19 protein-coding genes are annotated in these 18,311 nt (G+C 73.8%); 10 read left to right on the forward strand and 9 right to left on the reverse strand.

The annotated features are described in order from the left end of the window. Positions 1–34 precede the first annotated feature (34 nt). Positions 35–832 (forward strand): SGNH/GDSL hydrolase family protein, encoded by a 798-nt coding sequence (locus tag ABD993_RS28725; RefSeq protein WP_345425315.1) that lies wholly within the window; start codon positions 35–37, stop codon positions 830–832. Here ABD993_RS28725 and ABD993_RS28730 read toward each other — a convergent pair. From ABD993_RS28730 to ABD993_RS28750, 5 genes are all read right to left on the reverse strand, one after another. Beyond that, entirely contained in the window at positions 829–1,044 is a 216-nt protein-coding gene (locus ABD993_RS28730) for a hypothetical protein (protein WP_345425318.1), read from the reverse strand. The two genes, ABD993_RS28725 and ABD993_RS28730, sit on opposite strands and share 4 nt — an antisense overlap. Positions 1,045–1,129: 85 nt before the next feature. Continuing rightward, entirely contained in the window at positions 1,130–2,284 is a 1,155-nt protein-coding gene (locus ABD993_RS28735; protein ID WP_345425321.1) for an aminotransferase class I/II-fold pyridoxal phosphate-dependent enzyme, read from the reverse strand. Next, positions 2,281–2,769, reverse strand: a complete 489-nt coding sequence (locus tag ABD993_RS28740) for an Lrp/AsnC family transcriptional regulator (RefSeq protein WP_345425324.1) — start codon at positions 2,767–2,769, stop codon at positions 2,281–2,283. The genes ABD993_RS28735 and ABD993_RS28740 overlap by 4 nt, the downstream gene beginning before the upstream one ends. A gap of 10 nt (positions 2,770–2,779) precedes the next feature. Continuing rightward, entirely contained in the window at positions 2,780–3,946 is a 1,167-nt protein-coding gene (locus ABD993_RS28745) for an aminotransferase-like domain-containing protein (protein WP_345425327.1), read from the reverse strand. Then, the gene (locus ABD993_RS28750) at positions 3,943–4,077 is read right to left on the reverse strand and encodes a hypothetical protein (RefSeq protein ID WP_345425330.1); all 135 of its coding nucleotides are present in this window, start codon (positions 4,075–4,077) and stop codon (positions 3,943–3,945) included. The genes ABD993_RS28745 and ABD993_RS28750 overlap by 4 nt, the downstream gene beginning before the upstream one ends. A gap of 126 nt (positions 4,078–4,203) precedes the next feature. Between ABD993_RS28750 and ABD993_RS28755 the strand changes: the two genes are divergently transcribed. Both ABD993_RS28755 and ABD993_RS28760 read left to right on the forward strand, forming a co-directional pair. Continuing rightward, positions 4,204–5,247, forward strand: a complete 1,044-nt coding sequence (locus ABD993_RS28755) for a hypothetical protein (protein ID WP_345425333.1) — start codon at positions 4,204–4,206, stop codon at positions 5,245–5,247. A 45-nt stretch (positions 5,248–5,292) separates the two neighbouring features. Further along, positions 5,293–6,735, forward strand: a complete 1,443-nt coding sequence (locus ABD993_RS28760; RefSeq protein ID WP_425569170.1) for a replication-associated recombination protein A — start codon at positions 5,293–5,295, stop codon at positions 6,733–6,735. A 49-nt stretch (positions 6,736–6,784) separates the two neighbouring features. Here ABD993_RS28760 and ABD993_RS28765 read toward each other — a convergent pair whose 3' ends face one another. Next, positions 6,785–7,690: a S1 family peptidase gene (locus ABD993_RS28765; protein ID WP_345425336.1), complete on the reverse strand. Its 906-nt coding sequence runs from the start codon at positions 7,688–7,690 to the stop codon at positions 6,785–6,787. A gap of 92 nt (positions 7,691–7,782) precedes the next feature. Beyond that, a complete protein-coding gene (locus ABD993_RS28770) occupies positions 7,783–9,015 on the reverse strand; it encodes an arginine deiminase (protein ID WP_345425339.1) in 1,233 nt (410 codons plus the stop codon). A gap of 11 nt (positions 9,016–9,026) precedes the next feature. Here ABD993_RS28770 and ABD993_RS28775 point away from each other — a divergent pair, with 11 nt between their 5' ends. The 3 genes from ABD993_RS28775 to rocD all read left to right on the forward strand — a co-directional run bounded on the left by ABD993_RS28775 (position 9,027) and on the right by rocD (position 11,742). Beyond that, positions 9,027–9,497, forward strand: a complete 471-nt coding sequence (locus tag ABD993_RS28775; protein ID WP_345425342.1) for an Lrp/AsnC family transcriptional regulator — start codon at positions 9,027–9,029, stop codon at positions 9,495–9,497. 164 nt (positions 9,498–9,661) lie between these two features. Beyond that, positions 9,662–10,492, forward strand: a complete 831-nt coding sequence (gene ddaH, locus ABD993_RS28780; protein ID WP_345425345.1) for a dimethylargininase — start codon at positions 9,662–9,664, stop codon at positions 10,490–10,492. A 74-nt stretch (positions 10,493–10,566) separates the two neighbouring features. Next, positions 10,567–11,742 carry an ornithine--oxo-acid transaminase gene (rocD, locus tag ABD993_RS28785; protein ID WP_345425451.1) on the forward strand — a complete coding sequence of 392 codons (1,176 nt, stop codon included), beginning with the start codon at positions 10,567–10,569 and terminating at the stop codon, positions 11,740–11,742. 96 nt (positions 11,743–11,838) lie between these two features. Here the strand turns inward: rocD and ABD993_RS28790 are convergent, their stop codons facing one another. Then, positions 11,839–12,936, reverse strand: a complete 1,098-nt coding sequence (locus ABD993_RS28790) for a DNRLRE domain-containing protein (protein WP_345425348.1) — start codon at positions 12,934–12,936, stop codon at positions 11,839–11,841. A gap of 113 nt (positions 12,937–13,049) precedes the next feature. Further along, positions 13,050–13,736 (reverse strand): TetR/AcrR family transcriptional regulator, encoded by a 687-nt coding sequence (locus ABD993_RS28795; protein WP_345425351.1) that lies wholly within the window; start codon positions 13,734–13,736, stop codon positions 13,050–13,052. A gap of 361 nt (positions 13,737–14,097) precedes the next feature. Between ABD993_RS28795 and shbA the strand changes: the two genes are divergently transcribed. The 4 genes from shbA to alaS all read left to right on the forward strand — a co-directional run bounded on the left by shbA (position 14,098) and on the right by alaS (position 18,294). Then, positions 14,098–14,778: an RNA polymerase sigma factor ShbA gene (gene shbA / locus ABD993_RS28800; protein ID WP_345425354.1), complete on the forward strand. Its 681-nt coding sequence runs from the start codon at positions 14,098–14,100 to the stop codon at positions 14,776–14,778. A 110-nt stretch (positions 14,779–14,888) separates the two neighbouring features. After that, positions 14,889–15,296, forward strand: coding sequence for a DUF948 domain-containing protein (locus tag ABD993_RS28805; protein ID WP_345425357.1), 408 nt, complete (start codon positions 14,889–14,891; stop codon positions 15,294–15,296). Next, positions 15,293–15,586 (forward strand): hypothetical protein, encoded by a 294-nt coding sequence (locus tag ABD993_RS28810; RefSeq protein ID WP_345425360.1) that lies wholly within the window; start codon positions 15,293–15,295, stop codon positions 15,584–15,586. Before ABD993_RS28805 ends, ABD993_RS28810 begins: the two co-directional genes overlap by 4 nt. Before the next feature lie 47 nt (positions 15,587–15,633). Then, positions 15,634–18,294: an alanine--tRNA ligase gene (gene alaS / locus ABD993_RS28815; RefSeq protein ID WP_345425363.1), complete on the forward strand. Its 2,661-nt coding sequence runs from the start codon at positions 15,634–15,636 to the stop codon at positions 18,292–18,294. Positions 18,295–18,311: the final 17 nt, after the last annotated feature.

Below are 18,311 nucleotides of genomic sequence, written 5' to 3' on the forward strand. Positions count from 1 at the left end.
GCGCGGCGGACGGCGCGGGACCGATCATCCCCCCGTGACCGTGCAGAGCCTGCTCCCGGCCCGTCCCCCCGTCACCCGTCCGATCCGGACCCTGGCCACCCTGGGCGACTCCACCGCCGTCGGGCTGGGGGACCCGCTGCCCGGCGGCGGCTGGCGGGGGTTCCCCGTCCTGCTGCGGGACGCGACCGGGGCCGAGCTGGTCAACCCCGCCCGGACCGGCGCCCGGATGGCGGACGTCCGGCACACCCAGCTCCCGGCCGTCCTGCCCGCCCGGCCGGACGTGGCGCTGATCTGCGCGGGCATGAACGACACCCTGCGCTCGGACTTCGACGCCGCGGGCGTCCGCGCCGACCTCGCCGCGACCCTGGACGCGCTCCGGGGCGTCGGCTGCCATCCCGTGGTGCTGCGCTACCACGACCACACGCGGGTCTTCCGGCTCCCCGGGCGGCTGCGGGAGGCCCTGCGGAACCGGGTCACCGCACTGAACGCGGCGATCGACGAGGCCGTCCGATCAGGTGGTGGGGACGCCGGGATACTCGACCTGCACCGGCTGCCGGGCGGCTACGAGCGCGCGGCGTGGAGTGTCGACCGGCTGCACCCCTCCGAGCTGGGCCACCGGCTGCTGGCCCGCGCCGCGGGGGAGCTGCTCACCGGGGCGGGGTTCGCCGTGCCCGCACCGGTCGACGTCCGGTGCGCGGGCGGGCGCGAGATCACCGCCGCCCACCGGGCGGCGTGGATCGTCGTGAAGGGCACACCGTGGCTGGTGCGCCGGGGCCGGGACCTGGGCCCGGTGATCCTGCACGGCCTCCTCGCCGGAGGCCGCGCCGGTTAGGCGGTCTGCTGCAGGGGGCTGGCGACGAGCGGGAGGCCCGTCTCGATCTCGAACAGGGCGGCGCGTGTGCAGGGCCCGCAGGCCCAGCTGATCACCCCGCCGTCGTGGTGGCTGCTCCACGCGAGGCCGCGCGCGTCGTGCGCGGTGCGGGGGGCGGCGCAGAGGGTGCAGAAGACGGGGGCGGCGGTCACAGATCGTGCGATCTCGTCCATGCCCGCAGAGCATCCAGCAACCGCATTGCCGTTCTGTGAACGCCACACCGTGAAGTGTTGCGTTCCGGGGAACCTTGTGGGCCTGTTACAGGCTCCGCAGGAACCGGTCCATCCGGACCAGTGCCTCCTCCAGCAGCGGCAGGGCCGTGGCGTACGAGCACCGGATGTGCCCCTCGCCGCTCGGTCCGAACACGTTCCCGGGCACCACGGCCACGGACTCGGCCTTGAGCAGCCGCTCGGCGAAGGTCTCCGAGTCCAGCCCGGACGCGCGGATGGACGGGAACGCGTAGAACGCGCCGCCCGGCTCGGGGCAGTCCAGGCCGATCTCCCGCAGGCCCTTCACGAACACGCGCCTGCGCCGGTCGTAGTCCGCGACCATGTCCTGGACGTCCTGGTCGGCCTCCTTGAGGGCCTCCACCGCGGCCAGCTGGGAGACGTGCGGCGCACACAGCATCGTGTACTGGTGCACCCGCACGCACAGCTCCGCGACGGCCTGCGGCGCGCAGATCCAGCCGACCCGCCAGCCCGTCATCGCCTGGGCCTTGGAGAACCCGCCGAGCACCACGGTCCGCTCCCGCGCGCCGGGGATCGCGCCCAGGCAGGTGTGCGTGCCGTCGTAGGTGAGGCGGTCGTAGATCTCGTCCGAGACGAGGTAGAGGTCGTGCTTCTCGGCCAGCCGGACCAGGGCCTCGAGCGCCGCCCGCGGCTGCACCGCGCCGGTGGGGTTGGCGGGGGAGCCGATCAGGATCGCCTTGGTGCGCGGGGTGATCGCCGCCTCGACGACCGCCGGGTCGACCGCGAACCCGTCCTCCCACCGCGTGGGCACCCGGACGGCGGTCCCGCCCGCGAACGCGACGCACGGCTCGTACGCCACGTAGCAGGGCTCCGGGACGATCACCTCGTCCCCGGCGTTGAGCAGCACCCGCAGCGCCAGGTCGAGCCCCTCCGAGACGCCGGTGGTGATCAGGCACTCGGTCTCCCAGGCGTACTCGGCCCGGTAGCGGGCGTGCAGGTCCGCGCAGATCAGCTGCCGCAGCTCGGCCAGCCCCGCGTTCGACGTGTACGTGGTGAACCCGTGCTCGAGGGCGTAGATCCCGGCCTCGCGGATCCGCCAGGGCGTGACGAAGTCCGGCTCGCCGACGCCGAGGGAGATGACGTCCGCCATCTCCGCGGCGATGTCGAAGAACCGCCGGATACCCGACGGCGGCGTCCCGCTGATCGTGGCGTTGAGCGGCTTCACGGCGTGACCGGCAGACGGTGGTCCGGCTCGGGGTCGCTGAAGGAGTCCCCGTCCTGCTTGTGCGTCTTGAGCACGAAGTGGGTCGCGGTGGCCTGCACGCGGTCGATCGTGGACAGCTTGCGGCTGACGAAGTCGCTGACCGCCCTGATGTTCGACCCGGTCACCGTGCACCGCAGGTCGTGCCCGCCGGAGACCAGGTAGACGCTGCGGACCTCGGCGAACCGGGAGATCCGCTCGGCCACGTCGTCGAACCCGACGCCGCGGGCGGGCGTGACCGCCACGTCGATGAACGCGGTCACCTCCGCCCCGTCGGCGCCGTCCACCTTCTCCCAGTCGACGACGGCCTTGTAGCGGCGGATGACTCCCGCCCGCTCCCATTCCCCGACCTGCGCCGAGACCTCCTCGACGGACCTTCCGGTCATCGTCGCGAGGGTCTCGTGGCTCAGCGTCGAGTCCTTCTCCAACAGCTCGAGGATCTCGCGCACGTCCGGGACCCTACGTCAGGGCCCGGGCGAGCCGCCGGACCGCCTCGTGCAGCTTGGCGGGCGGGTAGGTGGCGAAGCAGAGCCGCGCGCTGCTCGCGAACCCGCCGTCGGTGGCGAAGGCCGACCCGGGGACGAACCCGACGCCCCGCTCGACCGCGCGGGGCAGCAGCACCGTCGTGTCGGTGCCGTCGGTGAAGTCCACCCAGACGAACATCCCGCCGGTGGGGGTGGAGCGGGTGATCCGGTGGCCGAGCTCGGTGTCCAGCGCGGCCGTGAGCGCCGCGGCGCGCCGAGCGTTCGCGGTGCGCAGCCCGGCGAGGTGTGCGGTGAACCACGGCTCGTCGGCCAGCAGCTCGGCGGTGATCGTCTGGGTCAGCGAGGAGCCGCAGAGGTCCGTCGACTGCTTCAGCCGCTCGACCGCGGCGGTGAGCGGCGCGGGCCCGACCAGCCACCCGACCCGCAGGGCGGGCGCGAGAACCTTGCTGGCGCTGCCGAGCCGCACCACGCGGTCCCCGTAGGCGGCGACGGGGACCGGCGGGGCGCCGTCGAAGGCGAGCAGGCCGTACGGGTCGTCCTCGACGACGAGGAAGCCGTACCGCTCCGCCAGCGCGACGAGCGCGCGGCGGCGCTCCGGGCCCGACGTGACCCCGCGCGGGTTGTGGAAGCTGGCGACGGTGTGCACGAGCCGCGGCCGCAGCCCCGCCGCCAGCCGCTCGGCCAGCAGGTCGATGCGGAGCCCGCCCTCGTCGACGGGCACGGCGTGGACCTCGGCCCCGGCGGCCTGCAGGACCTGCAGCGCCCCGACGTACACCGGGTCCTCGACGACGACCGGGTCCCCGGGATCGAGCAGGGCGCGGGCCACGAGGTCCAGCGCCTGCTGGGACCCGCTGGTGACGACGACGTCGGCCGGTCCCACGGGCCTGCCGATCCGCGCGCTCTCGTGCGCGGCGACGACCTCGCGCAGCCCGGCGACGCCCGCGGTCTCCGAGTACTGCACGGCGGCGGGGGCGGTGAGGGCGCGTGCGGCGGCCTCGGCGATGCGCTCCCGGGGCAGGGCGTCGGAGGCGGGCAGCCCGCCGGCGAGGCTGAGCACGTCCGGGCGGGCGGTCAGGGTGAGCAGGTCGCGGATCGCCGAACCGCGGACGGCGGCGAGGCGGCGGGAGAGGGTGACGGTCACGGCGGGTCCTCACGTCGGGAGTCCGGTGTCCCCTCGCGAGCCTGCTCCTGGGTCGGAGCGGGGGAGGGGCGGGTCCCGCGGGGGTCGTCCGCGGCGTGCGGGGCGACGGCCGGGTGGGCCGTCTCGGCCATGGTGCCCGTCCGTCCTGCCAGGTGGAAAGTGAATTCCAGATGTTGGGACATTCGGGACATTGCGAACCGATCACGACCGTGCGAAGTCGTTGGCCCGACCTGCACGGACCCTCTAGGTTGCCCCGCATGAGCTACCCGCCCGGTGACGACGGTCAGCAGGGTCACCCACACCAGCCCGGCCAGTACCCGCCGCCCGGCGGGCAGCCCCAGCAGGGCGGCTACCCGCCTCCCGGCAACCCCCAGCACGGCGGCTACCCGCCTTCCGGCAACCCGCAGCAGGGCGGTTACCCCCAGCAGGGCGGTTACCCGCAGCAGGGCGGTTACCCGCCTCCCGGTTACCCGCAGCAGGGCGGTTACCCGCCGCCCGGCTACCCGCAGCAGGGCTACCCGCAGCAGGGCGGCTACCCGGCCCCCGGCGCCGGCGCGCCGTTGCAGGACCCGCTGGTCGCGGCGGACTTCGGTGACTGGTGGGGCAAGGTCATCGCCGTGCTGCGCCGCAGCTGGCAGCCGCTGCTGATCATCCAGCTGGCCACCGCGTTGCCCGCGCTGATCGTCGGGGCCATCATCGCCCTGGTCGTGGCGGCGGGCGGCGGCGTCGCGCTCGCCGTCGTCGGCGGCCTCCTCTCCGCGATCATCGTCGTCGCGGTCGCGCTCCTCGCCCAGGGTGCGTCGGTCTACGTGGTCACCCGCCAGGCGGCCGAGCAGCCCGTCGGCGCCGGGGAGGCCCTGTCCTTCGCCGCGAGCCGGGCGCTGCCGCTGCTCGGCTGGGGCGTGCTCGCCGGGATCCTGACCTTCATCGGGTTCCTGCTGCTGGTGCTCCCGGGCCTCTACCTGCTGGTCGTCTTCGCGGCCTCGCTCACCGGCGTGATCATGTTCGAGAAGGCGGGCATCGGCCGCACCTTCGAGCTGGTCAACCGCGAGTTCTGGCCCACGGCCGGGAAGCTGATCACGGCGTTCATCGCCGCGGGCATCTACAGCTGGATCATCCAGACGATCGTCGGCCTGTTCGCGAACGCGGGCACGGCCCTCTACTCGATCCTGGTCAACATCCTCACCCTCCCGGTCAGCCTGGCCTCGGCCGGCGTCGCGGTGGTCACCTACGCGACCCTGCGCAACCGCGAGAACGCCCAGGTCGGCACCCCCATCCTGGTCCACGAGCTGCAGAACTGACCTCTCGTCGGGTCCTGTCGGTGCCGGGTGGCACCCTGGACACCGATGAGCGACGGGCTGTTCGACCTGGGCGAGCCCGCGGACCCGGACCCCACCGCGATGTCGGCGGCGGAGCCCCGGGGGTCCGCGGGCTCGCCGCTCGCCGCGCGGATGCGGCCGCGCACGCTGGACGAGGTGATCGGGCAGCGACACCTGCTCAAGCCCGGCGCGCCGCTGCGCAGGCTGTTGGAGGGCGCGGCGCCTGCGTCGGTGCTGCTCTACGGCCCGCCCGGCACGGGCAAGACCACCCTCGCGCGACTGATGGCCGGGGCGGGGAGCCACGGAGGCGGAGCGCGTGGAGCCGACCGGCAGCGTCGCTTCGTCGCGCTCTCGGCGCTGTCGGCGGGGGTGAAGGAGCTGCGCGCGGTCATCGAGGACGCGCGCCGCAGGCGGGACTACGAGAACGCCTCCACCGTCCTGTTCATCGACGAGGTCCACCGCTTCTCCAAGACCCAGCAGGACGCGCTGCTCGGGGCCGTCGAGGACCGGGTGGTGCTGCTCGTCGGGGCGACCACCGAGAACCCGTCGTTCTCCGTGGTGTCCGCGTTGCTCTCGCGCTCGCTGGTGCTGCAGCTGCGGTCGCTGGAGGAGTCCGAGCTCCGCGAGCTGCTCCGCCGCGCCGTCGCGGACGAGCGGGGCCTCAACGGGGCCGTGGTGCTGTCCGAGGAGGGCGAGTCCGCCCTGGTCCGGCTCGCGGCCGGGGACGCGCGCCGGGCCCTGACCGCGCTGGAGGCCGCGGCGGACGGCGTGGTGGCGGACGGCGTGGTGGCGGACGTGCCTGCCGGCACGGGCCCCGGGATCCCGACGGTCGACCTGGCCGCCGTCGAGCGGGCGGTCACCGAGGTCGCGGTCCGCTACGACCGCGCGGGCGACCAGCACTACGACGTGATCAGCGCGTTCATCAAGTCGATCCGCGGCTCGGACCCGGATGCCGCGCTGCACTACCTCGCCCGCATGATCGTCGCGGGGGAGGACGCGCGGTTCATCGCGCGGCGGCTGATGGTCCACGCGAGCGAGGACGTCGGGCTGGCGGACCCCACCGCCCTGCAGGCGGCCACGGCGGCGGCCCAGGTGGTCCAGCTCGTCGGGATGCCGGAGGCGCGGCTGGCGCTGGCGCAGGCGACCGTGCACCTGGCCACGGCCCCGAAGTCCAACGCGATCACCACGGCGATCGACGGAGCGATGGCCGAGGTGCGCGCCGGTGCGGTGGGCTCGGTGCCCCCGCACCTGCGGGACGGGCACTACGCGGGCGCGGCCGAGCTGGGGAACGCCGTGGGGTACCGGTACCCGCACGAGGACCCGGGTGCCGTCGTCACGCAGCAGTACCCGCCGGACGAGCTGGTGGGTCGGGACTACTACACGCCCACCACCCACGGCGCCGAGCGCGTGCTGGCGGAGCGCCTCCCCAAGCTCCGCCGCATGGTGCGGGGGACCCGCCCCGGCGAGTGATCGGCGCCCCCGCTCACCGGGGAGGAGCGGGGGCGCCGGGACCGGGGTGCTACGCCGCCGGTGCGGCCGTGCGCAGGGTGAGGCCCAGCGAGCTGAGGGCCGCCCGGATCGGCGTGAAGTAGGCGGTGCAGGCGCCGCCGCCACCGCTGTGGATGCCCTGGGCCTGGCCGTCGGGGGTGATGTAGGGCCCGCCGGAGTCGCCCTGGGCGCTGCACACGGACGCGACGACCATGTTCGTCTGCCGCTGTCCGTCGAAGTTGACGGTCCGTCCGCGCGCGGTGATCGTGCCGCAGGACTTGCCGCTGGTGCTGCCGTACAGGCAGACCTGCGCGCCGACCGGGGCCTCGGCCGTGCCGCGGACCGCCTGGTCGGCGACCTCGGGCAGCGCCCTCTCCCCGGAGGTCACGGGGATCGCGCCCACGTCCAGGCCGTCGGTCGCGGTGGTCGCCCCGACGCCGAACGGGGCACCGTCGGCGTCCTCCCACTCGTCGGACTCGCGCGTGCAGTGTCCGGCGGTGACGACCCAGTCCGCGGCGCCCCTGGTCGCCGTGAAGCCCAGGGTGCAGCGGGTGCGGCCGCCGGTGATCCGCTGCCCGCCCTCCAGGGCTTGGTGACGCGGCGGGGCGGCGTCGGTGTGGATCCGCAGCAGGGCGGGGTCGATCCCGGCCGTGAGTGCGTCGAGGCCCGGGCCGGGAGCTCCGGCCAACCGGATGTCGACGACGTCGCCGTCGATCCCGTAGTCGGCCAGCTCGGGCGGCATGACGACCGCGGACCGGGTGTCGAGCAGCGCCATGGCCGCGGCGGGCGCGGCCAGCGGGGCGGCGGCCTTCGGGGTCTGGGGTCCCGCCGCGGCCACCCCCGCTCCGGTCAGGGCACCGACCGCGGCGAGCACCAGTAGCCCGCGCAGCACGGGGCGGAACCCGGGGAGGGATCGCTCACGCTCGAGGACGGCCACGCACCGCCAACGAGCGCCGGGTCGTGCCGGACGTGGGGCGCCACCCGAGAGTGCGTCACTCGGATGGACTAGTTACACGCTGTGCATTCGTCTCACAGGCCGTCCCGCTGGACCGGACAGCTCATGCACCGGGGCCCGCCGCGGCCTCGACCGAGCTCCCCACCGGGGATGTCCAGCACCTCGAAGCCCTGCTTGCGCAGGTACGTGTTGGTGGTGACGTTGCGTTCGTAGGTCACCACCACGCCGGGGGAGACGGCGAGCAGGTTGCAGCCGTCGTCCCACTGCTCGCGCTCGGCGGCGTGCACGTCCTGTTCGGTGGTGAGGACCCGGATGTCCGGCAGCCCCAGCGCGGCCGCGATCGCCGTGTGCATGTCCTCGGCGGGATGGTCGGTCATGACCATCTCCTTGTCGGGGTCGTCCCCGGGCAACACGGTGTAGGCGGGCAGCATGCCCAGGCCCGCGTACTTCACGAAGGTCTCCGGGTCCACCATGGTCAGCACGGTGTCCAGGTGCATCAGCGCTCGGCCCTCCGGCATCCGAAGGGCCACGATCCGGGTCACCTCGCCGCCCGCGAACAGCGACCGGGCCAGCCGCTCGACGCCGGCGGGCCGGGTCCGCTCGCTCATCCCGATCAGCACGGCGCCGCCGCCGAGGACCAGCACGTCCCCGCCCTCGACCGTGGCGGGCCCGTTGACCGAGCCCGCCGACCAGATCGCGAAGGGGGAGTCGGCGAAGGCCGGGTGCCAGCGGTAGACCGCCTCGTAGTGCACGGTCTCGCGCATCCGGGCCTGCTTGCGCATCGAGTTGATCGCGACCCCGCCGTGGATCCACGCGGTGGTGTCGCGGGTGTAGAGGTGGTTGGGCAGCGGCTCGAGGACGAACTCGTCCGGACCGAGCACGTGGAAGGCGACCGAGCGGGGCTCGGGGATCCGCTCCAGCACCTCGCGCTTGGTGATCCCGCCGATCATGTGTTCGGTCAGCGTGTCGACGTCCATCGCGTCGAACAGGTTCCGCAGCGCGTCGACCGCCAGCGGGCCGTAGATGCGGTCGTCGAAGATCCGGTCGAGGGCGTAGGCCTTGGCCTCGGGCAGCTCGAAGGTCTCGCGCAGCAGCCGGTCGAACAGGTGCACGGTCACCCCGCGCTCGCGCAGGACCTCGGCGAAGCGGTCGTGCTCCTCCTGGGCGCGGCGGACCCAGAGCACGTCGTCGAACAGCAGCTGGTCCTTGTTGGACGGGGTCAGCCGCTTGAGCTCGAGCCCCGGTCGGTGCAGCAGGACCTGGCGCAGCGTGCCGACCTCGGAATCCACCCGGTACATGAAGGTCATCCTGGACCAGGATGACCCAAGATGAACCCGTGCGGTGGGATGCGCTCGACGAGAGCCTCGTGACGATGCTGCTGGCGGACAGCCGCCGCAGCTTCGCCGACCTGGGTGCGCAGGTGGGCCTGTCGGCGTCGGCGGTCAAGCGCCGGGTGGACCGGCTGCGGGCGGACGGGGTGATCACGGCGTTCACCCTGCGGCTGGACCCGGCGGCGCTGGGCTGGACGGTGGAGGGCTACGTCGAGCTGTACTGCAGGCCGTCGACCCCGCCCGCGGCGATCCGGCGCGCGGTCGAGGGGCTGGCCGAGGTCGTCGATGCGTCCACCGTGTCCGGGGACGCGGACGCGCTCGTCCGGATCCTCGCGAGCGACATGCGGCACTTCGAGCGGGTGCTGGAGCAGATCGGGGCCGAGGGGTTCGTGGAGCGGACCAAGTCCGTGCTGGTGCTCTCGCCGCTCATCCGCAGGCCGCCGCCGACCATGCACTGAGGACCATGCCGGAGAACCACGCACTGAAACCTCGTTGTGAGGCCGATCTACGCAACGATCCTGCGTGGATGGGCAACATCCCGCGATTGTGAGCGCCGACGCCTCCTCTTTACCGTTGCAGCGAGTCCCGACGGTGCGACTCTCGGCTCGTCGAGGGAGGCTCCGTGACCAGCGTTCTGACCCGTCCCGACCTGATCCCCGAGCGTGCGCCCACCCGCAGGCACTACGTGATGTGCCCGCCCACCCACTTCGCCGTCGAGTACGCGATCAACCCGTGGATGCACCCCGGCACGCCGGTCGACCGCGACCTCGCCGTGGCGCAGTGGGACACCCTGCGGCGCACCTACCTCGCGCTCGGCCACGAGGTGACCGTGGTGGACCCGGTCGCCGGGCTGCCGGACATGGTCTTCGCGGCCAACGGGGCCACCGTCGTCGGCGGGCGGGTGTTCGGTGCGCGGTTCCGGTACGCCGAGCGCGCCCCCGAAGCGGAGGCCTACCGCGCGGCGCTCCCCCTGCCGTACACCGAGCCGCGGTTCGTCAACGAGGGCGAGGGGGACCTGCTCGTCGCCGGGGACGTGATCCTCGCCGGGACGGGGTTCCGCACCGAACCCGCGGCGCACGCCGAGGCCGCGCGGGTGCTGCGGCGGCCGGTGATCGGGCTCGAGCTCGTCGATCCCCGCTACTACCACCTGGACACCGCGTTGGCGGTGCTGTCGGACCGCGAGATCGCCTACCTGCCCGAGGCCTTCTCGGCGCGGTCCCGGGGGATCCTCGCGGGCCGCTACCCGGACGCGCTGGTCGCCTCGCCGGTCGACGCCGCCGTCCTGGGCCTCAACGCCGTGTCCGACGGGCGGCACGTCGTCCTCCCGGCCGCGGCGACCGGGCTCGCGGCGAGCCTGCGGGACCGGGGCTACGACCCGATCGGCGTCGACCTGTCCGAGCTGCTCAAAGGCGGTGGCGGACCCAAGTGCTGCACGCTGGAGGTGCGGACGTGACCACTGTGCCGTTGTTCGGCTCCCCCCTCTCGACCTCGGTCGAGTCACCGACGGTCCACCACGAGCGCCTGGTCATGGAGCACTCGGCGCAGAACTACGCGCCGCTGCCGGTGGTGCTGGCCACCGGGGAGGGGGCCTGGGTGACCGACGTCGAGGGGCGCCGCTACCTGGACCTGCTCGCCGGGTACTCCGCGCTCAACTTCGGGCACTCGAACCCGCGGCTGCGGGCTGCGGCGCACGCCCAGCTGGACCGGCTCACGCTGACCAGCCGCGCCTTCGGCAACGACCAGCTCGGCCCCTTCTGCGCCGAGCTCGCCGCGCTGCTGGGCAAGGACATGGTGCTGCCGATGAACACCGGCGCGGAGGCCGTCGAGTCGGGGCTGAAGGTCGTGCGGAAGTGGGGGTACGAGGTGAAGGGCGTGCCCGAGGGGCGGGCACGGGTCGTCGTGGCGGCCGGGGGCTTCCACGGCCGGACGATCTCGGTCGTCTCCTTCTCCACCGATCCCGAGGCCCGCGCCGGCTTCGGCCCCTTCACCCCCGGTTTCGACGTGGTGCCCTACGGGGACGCGGAGGCGCTGCGGGCCGCGCTGACGGACGACACGGTCGCGGTGCTGATCGAGCCGATCCAGGGGGAGGCGGGCGTGGTCGTCCCGCCCGCCGGATACCTGGCCGCGGTCCGGGCGGCGTGCACGGAGGCGAACGTGCTGTTCGTCGCGGACGAGGTGCAGGCCGGGCTCGGCCGCACCGGCGAGGTCCTGGCGACCCGCGCCGACGGCGTCGACGCGGACGTCTACCTGCTCGGCAAGGCCCTCGGCGGCGGGGTGCTGCCGGTGTCCGCGGTCGTCGCGGACCGAGACGTCCTCGGGGTGCTGCGGCCGGGTCAGCACGGCTCGACCTTCGGCGGCAACCCGTTGGCCTGCGCGGTGGGGCGGGAGGTGGTGCGGATCCTGGGGGAGGGCGACGTGCTCGCCCACACCCGGGAGGTCGGCGCGGTCCTGCACGCCCGGCTGCGCACCCTGCCCGGCCTGACCGCGGTGCGCGGGCGCGGGCTGTGGGCGGGGATCGACGTGGACCCGGCGATCGGGACGGGCCGGGAGCTGAGCGAACGGCTCGCCCGCGCCGGCGTCCTGACCAGGGACACCCACGGCCCCACCCTCCGCCTCGCCCCGCCCCTGGTGATCAGCGAGTCGGACCTCCATCTCGCCCTCGACGCCCTGGAGCGCGTCCTCGCGGCCCGCCGACCCATCTGAGCGCACGTTTCGTGCGCTCAGCGCGGCAGGATCGCCGTTTCCGTGCGCTCAGTGCTGCGCGCACCGCACGGAGAGCACGACACGTGCGCTCTCACCTCACGACGCGGTGACCGTCAGGCGCGGCACCGTCGCGGTCTCCGCCGAGGCGAAGCGCTTCCAGGACAGCGGGTCCGTCTCGTCCGCGGCCTTCAGGACGACCGTCCCGCTCGTCGCCCCCGCCGCGACCCAGCCGCGGACCAGGTCGGTCACGTCCACGGTCGACCAGCCCGCCGCGCAGGCGGCCGCGTTGCCGCGGGTGTCGGTGCTGCTCGCCCACCGCTTCTGCGGGGCGGGCTGGTTCGCCCAGCGCAGCGCCGGGCCGACCGGCGCGCCGAGGCTCCAGACCTCCCACGCGCTCGGGCGGCAGGAGGCGGACCAGGTCTGGTAGACGTCCAGGGTCGCCCTGCCGACCGTCGTCCCGGCGGCCTCGGCGAGGTCGAAGGTGAGGTAGCTGCGGGCCGCCTCGACGCCGTCGTAGCTGCCGACGCGCAGGTCGGGATCGCCGGAGGCGTCGGTGTTGCGGACGGTCGTCTGGGTGGTGGTGTCGAAGGGGACGGGGGCGTCGCCCTGCACCGGGGCCGACGCGACGACGCGGTCCACGGCGGACGCGGCCTCGGTCGCAGGCGCGGTCTGTCGGGCCAGGCGCAGCGGCGGCGGGGGAGCGGTCGGGGTGCCGTTCTCGCGCAGCGACGCGACGAACCCGGCGCGGGTGGCGTCGACCTCGAGGTCGTAGCCCGGAGCGGCCTGCGGGTAGGTGGCCCTCGGGCCGTCGAGCACCGGGGTGGGCAGCGGGGTCGGCCAGGGTAGCGAGTCGGACCCGCCACCGGCGTAGCGCACCGAGGGACCGGCGGGTGTGAGGGTGAGGTCGTGCGGCGCCGCCACCGGCCGCACGACGCCGTCGGGTCCGGCCTGCAGGGTCAGGTCGACGTCCTGCCACTCGGCGCCGCGGTCCATCCGGACCGTCCCGGAGTAGAGCGTGAGGATGCGGGTCCCGCCCGGCGCGGTCTCGGAGTCGGCGGCGGGGCGGAGGCCGGTGCCCGCGCCCCACGGCCCGGCGGACGGCGGATCGGCGGGCACGGGCTCCTGCGCGGCGGCGGGGGAGGCGAGGACGGCCGTGAGGAGGGCCAGGGGGAGAAGGGTGGCGGCGACGGTCACCGCGCGACGTTGCATGATCGCCAGGAGTACGGGCCGGGATCGGGCCCGGGCAAGCGACGCGGCCGTCCACCGACCCGCGGCCACCCGTTCGGGACGGGCGGTGCGCCGGACCGTCAGCGGGCGCGCGAGAAGGGCCGCTCGGCGCCGACCAGGAGCTCCGGCTTGAGTAGCCCGAACATGACGCTCAGTAACAGCTCGGCGGTGCGCTCCGGTGGCTCGAACGGCCGGTTCACGGTCCGGATGAGCAGCATGTTGATCACGGTGCCCGCGACGTCCCCCGCCTCGGGGTACGGGCGGAACTCACCCGACGCCTGCCCGTCGCCGATCAGGCCCATCAGCGTGGCGGGCAGCGGCGCGATGGTGCGGGGGTCGTCGGGGTCGTCGGGGTCCGGTGGTCCCGCCGCCCTGCCGCCCGCGTAGTCGTTGATCGCGTACCACAGCGCGGCGCTGAGCCCGCGGTTGCGGAACGTCATCCGGGTCAGGGCTCTGACCTGGTCCTGCAGCGCGTCGACCAGCGGGCGGCCCCGCCGTCGGTCCTGCTCGGCCTGGGCCACGAGCAGGTCCACCTGCGGTTTGTAGACGTGGCCGATCAGCGCGTGCTTGCTGGCGAAGTGGTTGTACGCCGACGCCGGGCTGACCTCCGCGGTGGCGGCGATGTCCTCCATCCGCGTGCGGGCCCAGCCGCGGGTGGCGAAGGTGGCGTCCGCCGCCTCGAGCAGTGCTCGGCGGGTGCGGTCTCGTTTCGTCTGGGCGGCGCGGGCTCGTGCATCACCCGAACGGCCCCCTGGGGCGGCGGGCATTCCACGCACAGTAGCGGAAAGACGCCGAGTTGGGCTTGACTCCAACATGGGGTTCACCCAAGATGGTGAGGTACTTGAAATCCGAACGGCTTTCCACCGGCAGGGCACGGCGGGTGGGACTGCGGCTCGGAGGAACGGTACGCCGTCACCCGTCGCGGAGCGTCGTCACTGTTGAGGATGGCGATCGGGTGAGGGTGCACGGCCGTCCGGCGACGGGCGGATCACCCACCGGGTTCGACGGGCACATCGGCCCGGGGGTTTCACACCGCGCAGTCGCAGTGGGGGTCGTCGGCGGCCCCGCTGCTCAGGGGGAGGGGATTCCCATGTTCGGCACCACCGTCCGTTTCGTCCGGTCCGCCCGATGAGCGTCGCCGCGGCGGAGCCGCTGGAACCGACCGATCCGGCCGCCGTCGAGTTCGTGGCCGTTCCCGAGCGCCCGCAGCTCGACGTGGTCCAGGGCGGCAGGCCCGCCCGGCCCGTACCCGCCCCCGCACCGCTCGAGCAGTACGTCGCCTCCGCGGTGGCCGGTGACCCCGCTGCGCGGGACCGGCTGCTGGAGGAGATCCGCCCGCTCGTCCTGCGCTACTGCCGCGCCCGGCTGGGCCGTCAGGAGAGCGTGATCGGCTCGGCCGAGGACGTGGCCCAGGACGTGTGCGTGGCCGTGCTGGCCGCCCTGCCCGGCTACACCGTCAAGGGCCTGTCGTTCCGCGCCTTCGTCTACGGCATCGCCGCACACAAGGTCACCGACACGTTCCGGGCCATCGGGCGCAACAAGTCCGAGCCCGTGGCGGACGTGCCGGACACCGGCGTCGTGCTGGACGGACCCGAGCACCAGGCGCTGATGGCCGAGCTGACCACCCGTCTGGGTGGTCTGCTCACCGTGCTGACCGAGCGGCAGCGCGAGGTGCTGGTCCTGCGCGTGGTCGTGGGGCTGAGCGCCGAGGAGACCGCGCAGGCCGTGGGCTCCACCCCGGGTGCGGTCCGGGTCACCCAGCACCGCGCGCTGGCCCGGCTGCGCCAGCTCGTCACCGGCGGTGGGTGAGCCGGTGGATCAGCGCTGATCCGGCGGGCGGTCGTCGGTGGCCGGGCGGTAGCCTGACCGCCGACCTCCACACCGGTGGGGGCGACGTCGAAGGATCGCTGGAGGGCCCCGTGTCGGCTGGTCAGATCGCTGCACTGATCGCAGCGATCGCGTTCGTGGTGCTCGTCGTGCTGCTCGCGATCCCCCTGCTGAAGCTCGGCCGCACGCTGGACGAGGCCACGGTCGCGATCCGCAAGGCCCACGAGCAGTCCACGCCCATCCTCGTGGACGCCCACACCACGCTGACCAGTGTGAACACCCAGCTCGAGCGCGTCGACGGGATCACGTCGAACGCCAAGACGGTCACCAGCAACGTCTCGGTGCTCACCTCGCTGTTCACCGCCACGCTCGGTGGCCCGCTGGTGCGCGCCGCCGCCTTCTCCTACGGCCTGAACAAGGCCGTCAGGGCCCGGCGCGCCGGCAAGGACGCGGGCCAGCACGCGCTGACCTCCCGCGGCCGGAAGGGGCGACGCAAGTGAAGCGCCTGTTCTGGGTGGGGGTCGGCGCGGCCGCGGGCGTCTACGTGAGCAGGCGCATCGCCGAGACGCGACAGCAGCTCACCCCGCAGGGGCTGGGCGCCAACCTGGCGGACGGGCTGCGCGAGCTCGGGGCCGGGCTCGGCGCGTTCGGCGCCGAGGTGCGGGCCGGTATGCAGGACCGGGAGCAGGAGCTGACCGAGCTCGTCGAGAAGCGGACCGGCGGGCACGTGCCGACCTACGGCGAGGCCGTGCGGGACGACTCGGGCCGAGCGCCCGGGGCGGGTCGGTAGACCCGCCCGTCCCCGCTCCGCCCCTCCTTCCTCCAAAGAGAGACATCGTGCAGACCCACGAGATCGTCCGTCGTTTCACCGAGCACTTCGTCAAGGCCGGACACACGCCCGTCGCCAGCGCGTCGCTGATCCTGGACGACCCCAACCTGCTGTTCGTCAACGCGGGCATGGTCCAGTTCAAGCCGTACTTCCTCGGCCAGGCCCCCGCGCCGTACGCCACCGCCACGTCGATCCAGAAGTGCGTGCGCACCGGGGACATCGACGAGGTCGGCCGCACCACCCGGCACAACACCTTCTTCCAGATGGCCGGGAACTTCAGCTTCGGCGACTACTTCAAGGCCGGGGCCATCGAGCACGCCTGGAACCTGGTCACCGGGGACCTGGCGTCCGGCGGGTTCGGGTTCGACCCGGACCGCATCTGGGTCACCGTCTACGAGACGGACGACGAGGCCATCGCGCTGTGGAAGCGGATCGCGGGGCTGCCCGAGGAGCGCATCCAGCGGCGGGACGGCAAGGACAACTACTGGGACATGGGCGTGCCCGGTCCCGGCGGGCCCTGCTCGGAGATCTACTACGACCGCGGGCCCGAGTTCGGCAGGGACGGCGGCCCGGTCGTCGACGAGGACCGGTACCTGGAGATCTGGAACCTCGTCTTCATGCAGGACGAGCGCGGTGAGCTCAGCCCCAAGCTCGGCCACCCGCCGGTCGGCACCCTGCCGTCGAAGAACATCGACACCGGCATGGGCGTCGAGCGGGTCGCGTACCTGCTGCAGGGCGTCGCGAACGTGTACGAGACGGACCTGGTCCGCCCCGTGATCGCCCGCGCGGAGGACTTCTCCGGGCGCCGCTACGGCGTGAACGGCGAGGACGACACCCGGTTCCGGGTCATCGCGGACCACGCGCGGTCGGGCGTCATGATCATCGGTGACGGGGTCACGCCGTCGAACGAGGGGCGCGGGTACGTCCTGCGCAGGCTGCTCCGCCGGATCGTCCGGTCGGCGCGGCTGCTCGGCATCACCGAGCCGGTGCTCACGGCGTTCGCGGAGGTCGTGCGGGACGAGATGTCCCCGACCTACCCGGAGCTGACCAGCGACTTCGAGCGGATCTCGGCCGTCGTCGAGGCGGAGGAGGAGGCCTTCCTCTCCACCCTCACCGCCGGGTCGCGGATCTTCGACAACGCCGCCGCGGAGACGCGGAGGTCGGGCGCGCTGGTGCTGCCGGGGGACAAGGCCTTCCAGCTGCACGACACCTACGGCTTCCCCATCGACCTCACCCTGGAGATGGCCGCCGAGCAGGGGCTGCAGGTCGACCAGGACCGGTTCACCGCGCTCATGCAGGAGCAGCGGGACCGCGCGAAGGCGGACGCGAGGACCCGCAAGGTCGGGCACGGGGACGGGTCGATCTACCGCGCGGTGCTGGACACCCACGGCACCACCGAGTTCCTCGGCTACACCGAGCTCGCGGCGGAGGCCACGGTCGTCGGGCTGCTGGTGGACGGGCGGGCCGTGCCCGCGGCCGCGCAGGGCTCGTCGGTCGAGATCGTGCTGGACCGCACCCCGTTCTACGCCGAGGCCGGTGGCCAGCAGGCGGACCGGGGGGAGCTGCGGTCCGGCTCCTACACCGTCCGGGTGGACGACGTGCAGTCCCCGGTCGCGGGTCTGCGGGTGCACCGCGGCGTCGTCACCGAGGGCACGGCCACGCTCGACTCCACGGTGATCGCCGAGGTCGACGTGGCCCGGCGGACCTCGGTCTCGCGCGCCCACACCGGCACGCACCTGGTCCACGCCGGCGTGCGCGGCGCCCTGGGCACCTCGGCCGCGCAGGCCGGCTCGCTCAACGCCCCCGGCCGGCTGCGGTTCGACTTCTCCTCGCCCTCGGGCGCGGTGTCGCCGACCCAGCTCGCCGAGATCGAGGCCGAGATCAACGCGGTGCTGCAGGAGAACCGCGAGGTCGAGTGGTACGAGACCTCGATGGACGAGGCCCGCCGCCTCGGCGCCATGATGCTGTTCGGCGAGAAGTACGGCGACCGCGTGCGCGTGGTCGACATGGGGGACTACTCGCGCGAGCTGTGCGGTGGCACCCACGTGGCGCGGACCGGCGAGATCGGGCTGATCAAGGTGCTCTCCGAGGGCTCGATCGGCTCCGGCGTACGCCGGGTGGAGGCGCTCGTCGGACTGGACGCCTTCGACTACATGTCCAAGGAGCACCTGCTGGTCTCCCAGCTGGCCGAGCAGCTCAAGGCCAAGCCGGAGGACCTGCCGGAGCGGATCAACGGGCTCGTCGAGCGGCTGCGGGACGCCGAGCGGGACCTGGAGAAGCACCGTGCCGAGGCCGTGCTGGCCTCCGCCGGGACCCTCGCCGCGCAGGCCGAGGACGTCGGCGGGGTGTCCGTCGTCGCCGTCGAGGCGCCCGCGGGGCTGGGCGGCAACGACCTGCGCACCCTCGCCTCGGACGTCCGGGGGCGGCTGGGCTCGGCGGCCGGTGTCGTCGCGCTGTTCTCGTCGGACGGGGACAAGGTCGCGTTCGTCGTGGCCACCACCGCCGCCGCGCGGGACAAGGGGCTCGCCGCGGGCAAGCTGATCCCCGCGTTCGCGCCCGCCGTCGGCGGCCGGGGCGGTGGCAAGCCGGACCTCGCGCAGGGTGGTGGCACGGACCCGTCCGGTGTCGCGGCGGCCGTCCAGAAGCTCCGCGAGGCCGTCCGCGGGTGAGCACTCCTGCGTCCTGT

Source organism: Pseudonocardia xishanensis (assembly GCF_039541715.1).
Classification (GTDB): Bacteria; Actinomycetota; Actinomycetes; order Mycobacteriales; family Pseudonocardiaceae; genus Pseudonocardia; species Pseudonocardia xishanensis.

Coding starts and splice junctions, on each gene's coding strand:
- ABD993_RS28755 (WP_345425333.1), top strand. CDS start 4,204: ATGAGCTACCCGCCCGGTGACGACGGTCAGCAGGGTCACCCACACCAG.
- ABD993_RS28775 (WP_345425342.1), top strand. CDS start 9,027: ATGACCCAAGATGAACCCGTGCGGTGGGATGCGCTCGACGAGAGCCTC.
- ABD993_RS28795 (WP_345425351.1), bottom strand. CDS start 13,736: ATGCCCGCCGCCCCAGGGGGCCGTTCGGGTGATGCACGAGCCCGCGCC.
- ABD993_RS28760 (WP_425569170.1), top strand. CDS start 5,293: ATGAGCGACGGGCTGTTCGACCTGGGCGAGCCCGCGGACCCGGACCCC.
- rocD (WP_345425451.1), top strand. CDS start 10,567: ATGGAGCACTCGGCGCAGAACTACGCGCCGCTGCCGGTGGTGCTGGCC.
- ABD993_RS28770 (WP_345425339.1), bottom strand. CDS start 9,015: ATGACCTTCATGTACCGGGTGGATTCCGAGGTCGGCACGCTGCGCCAG.
- ABD993_RS28730 (WP_345425318.1), bottom strand. CDS start 1,044: ATGGACGAGATCGCACGATCTGTGACCGCCGCCCCCGTCTTCTGCACC.
- shbA (WP_345425354.1), top strand. CDS start 14,098: ATGAGCGTCGCCGCGGCGGAGCCGCTGGAACCGACCGATCCGGCCGCC.
- ABD993_RS28750 (WP_345425330.1), bottom strand. CDS start 4,077: ATGGCCGAGACGGCCCACCCGGCCGTCGCCCCGCACGCCGCGGACGAC.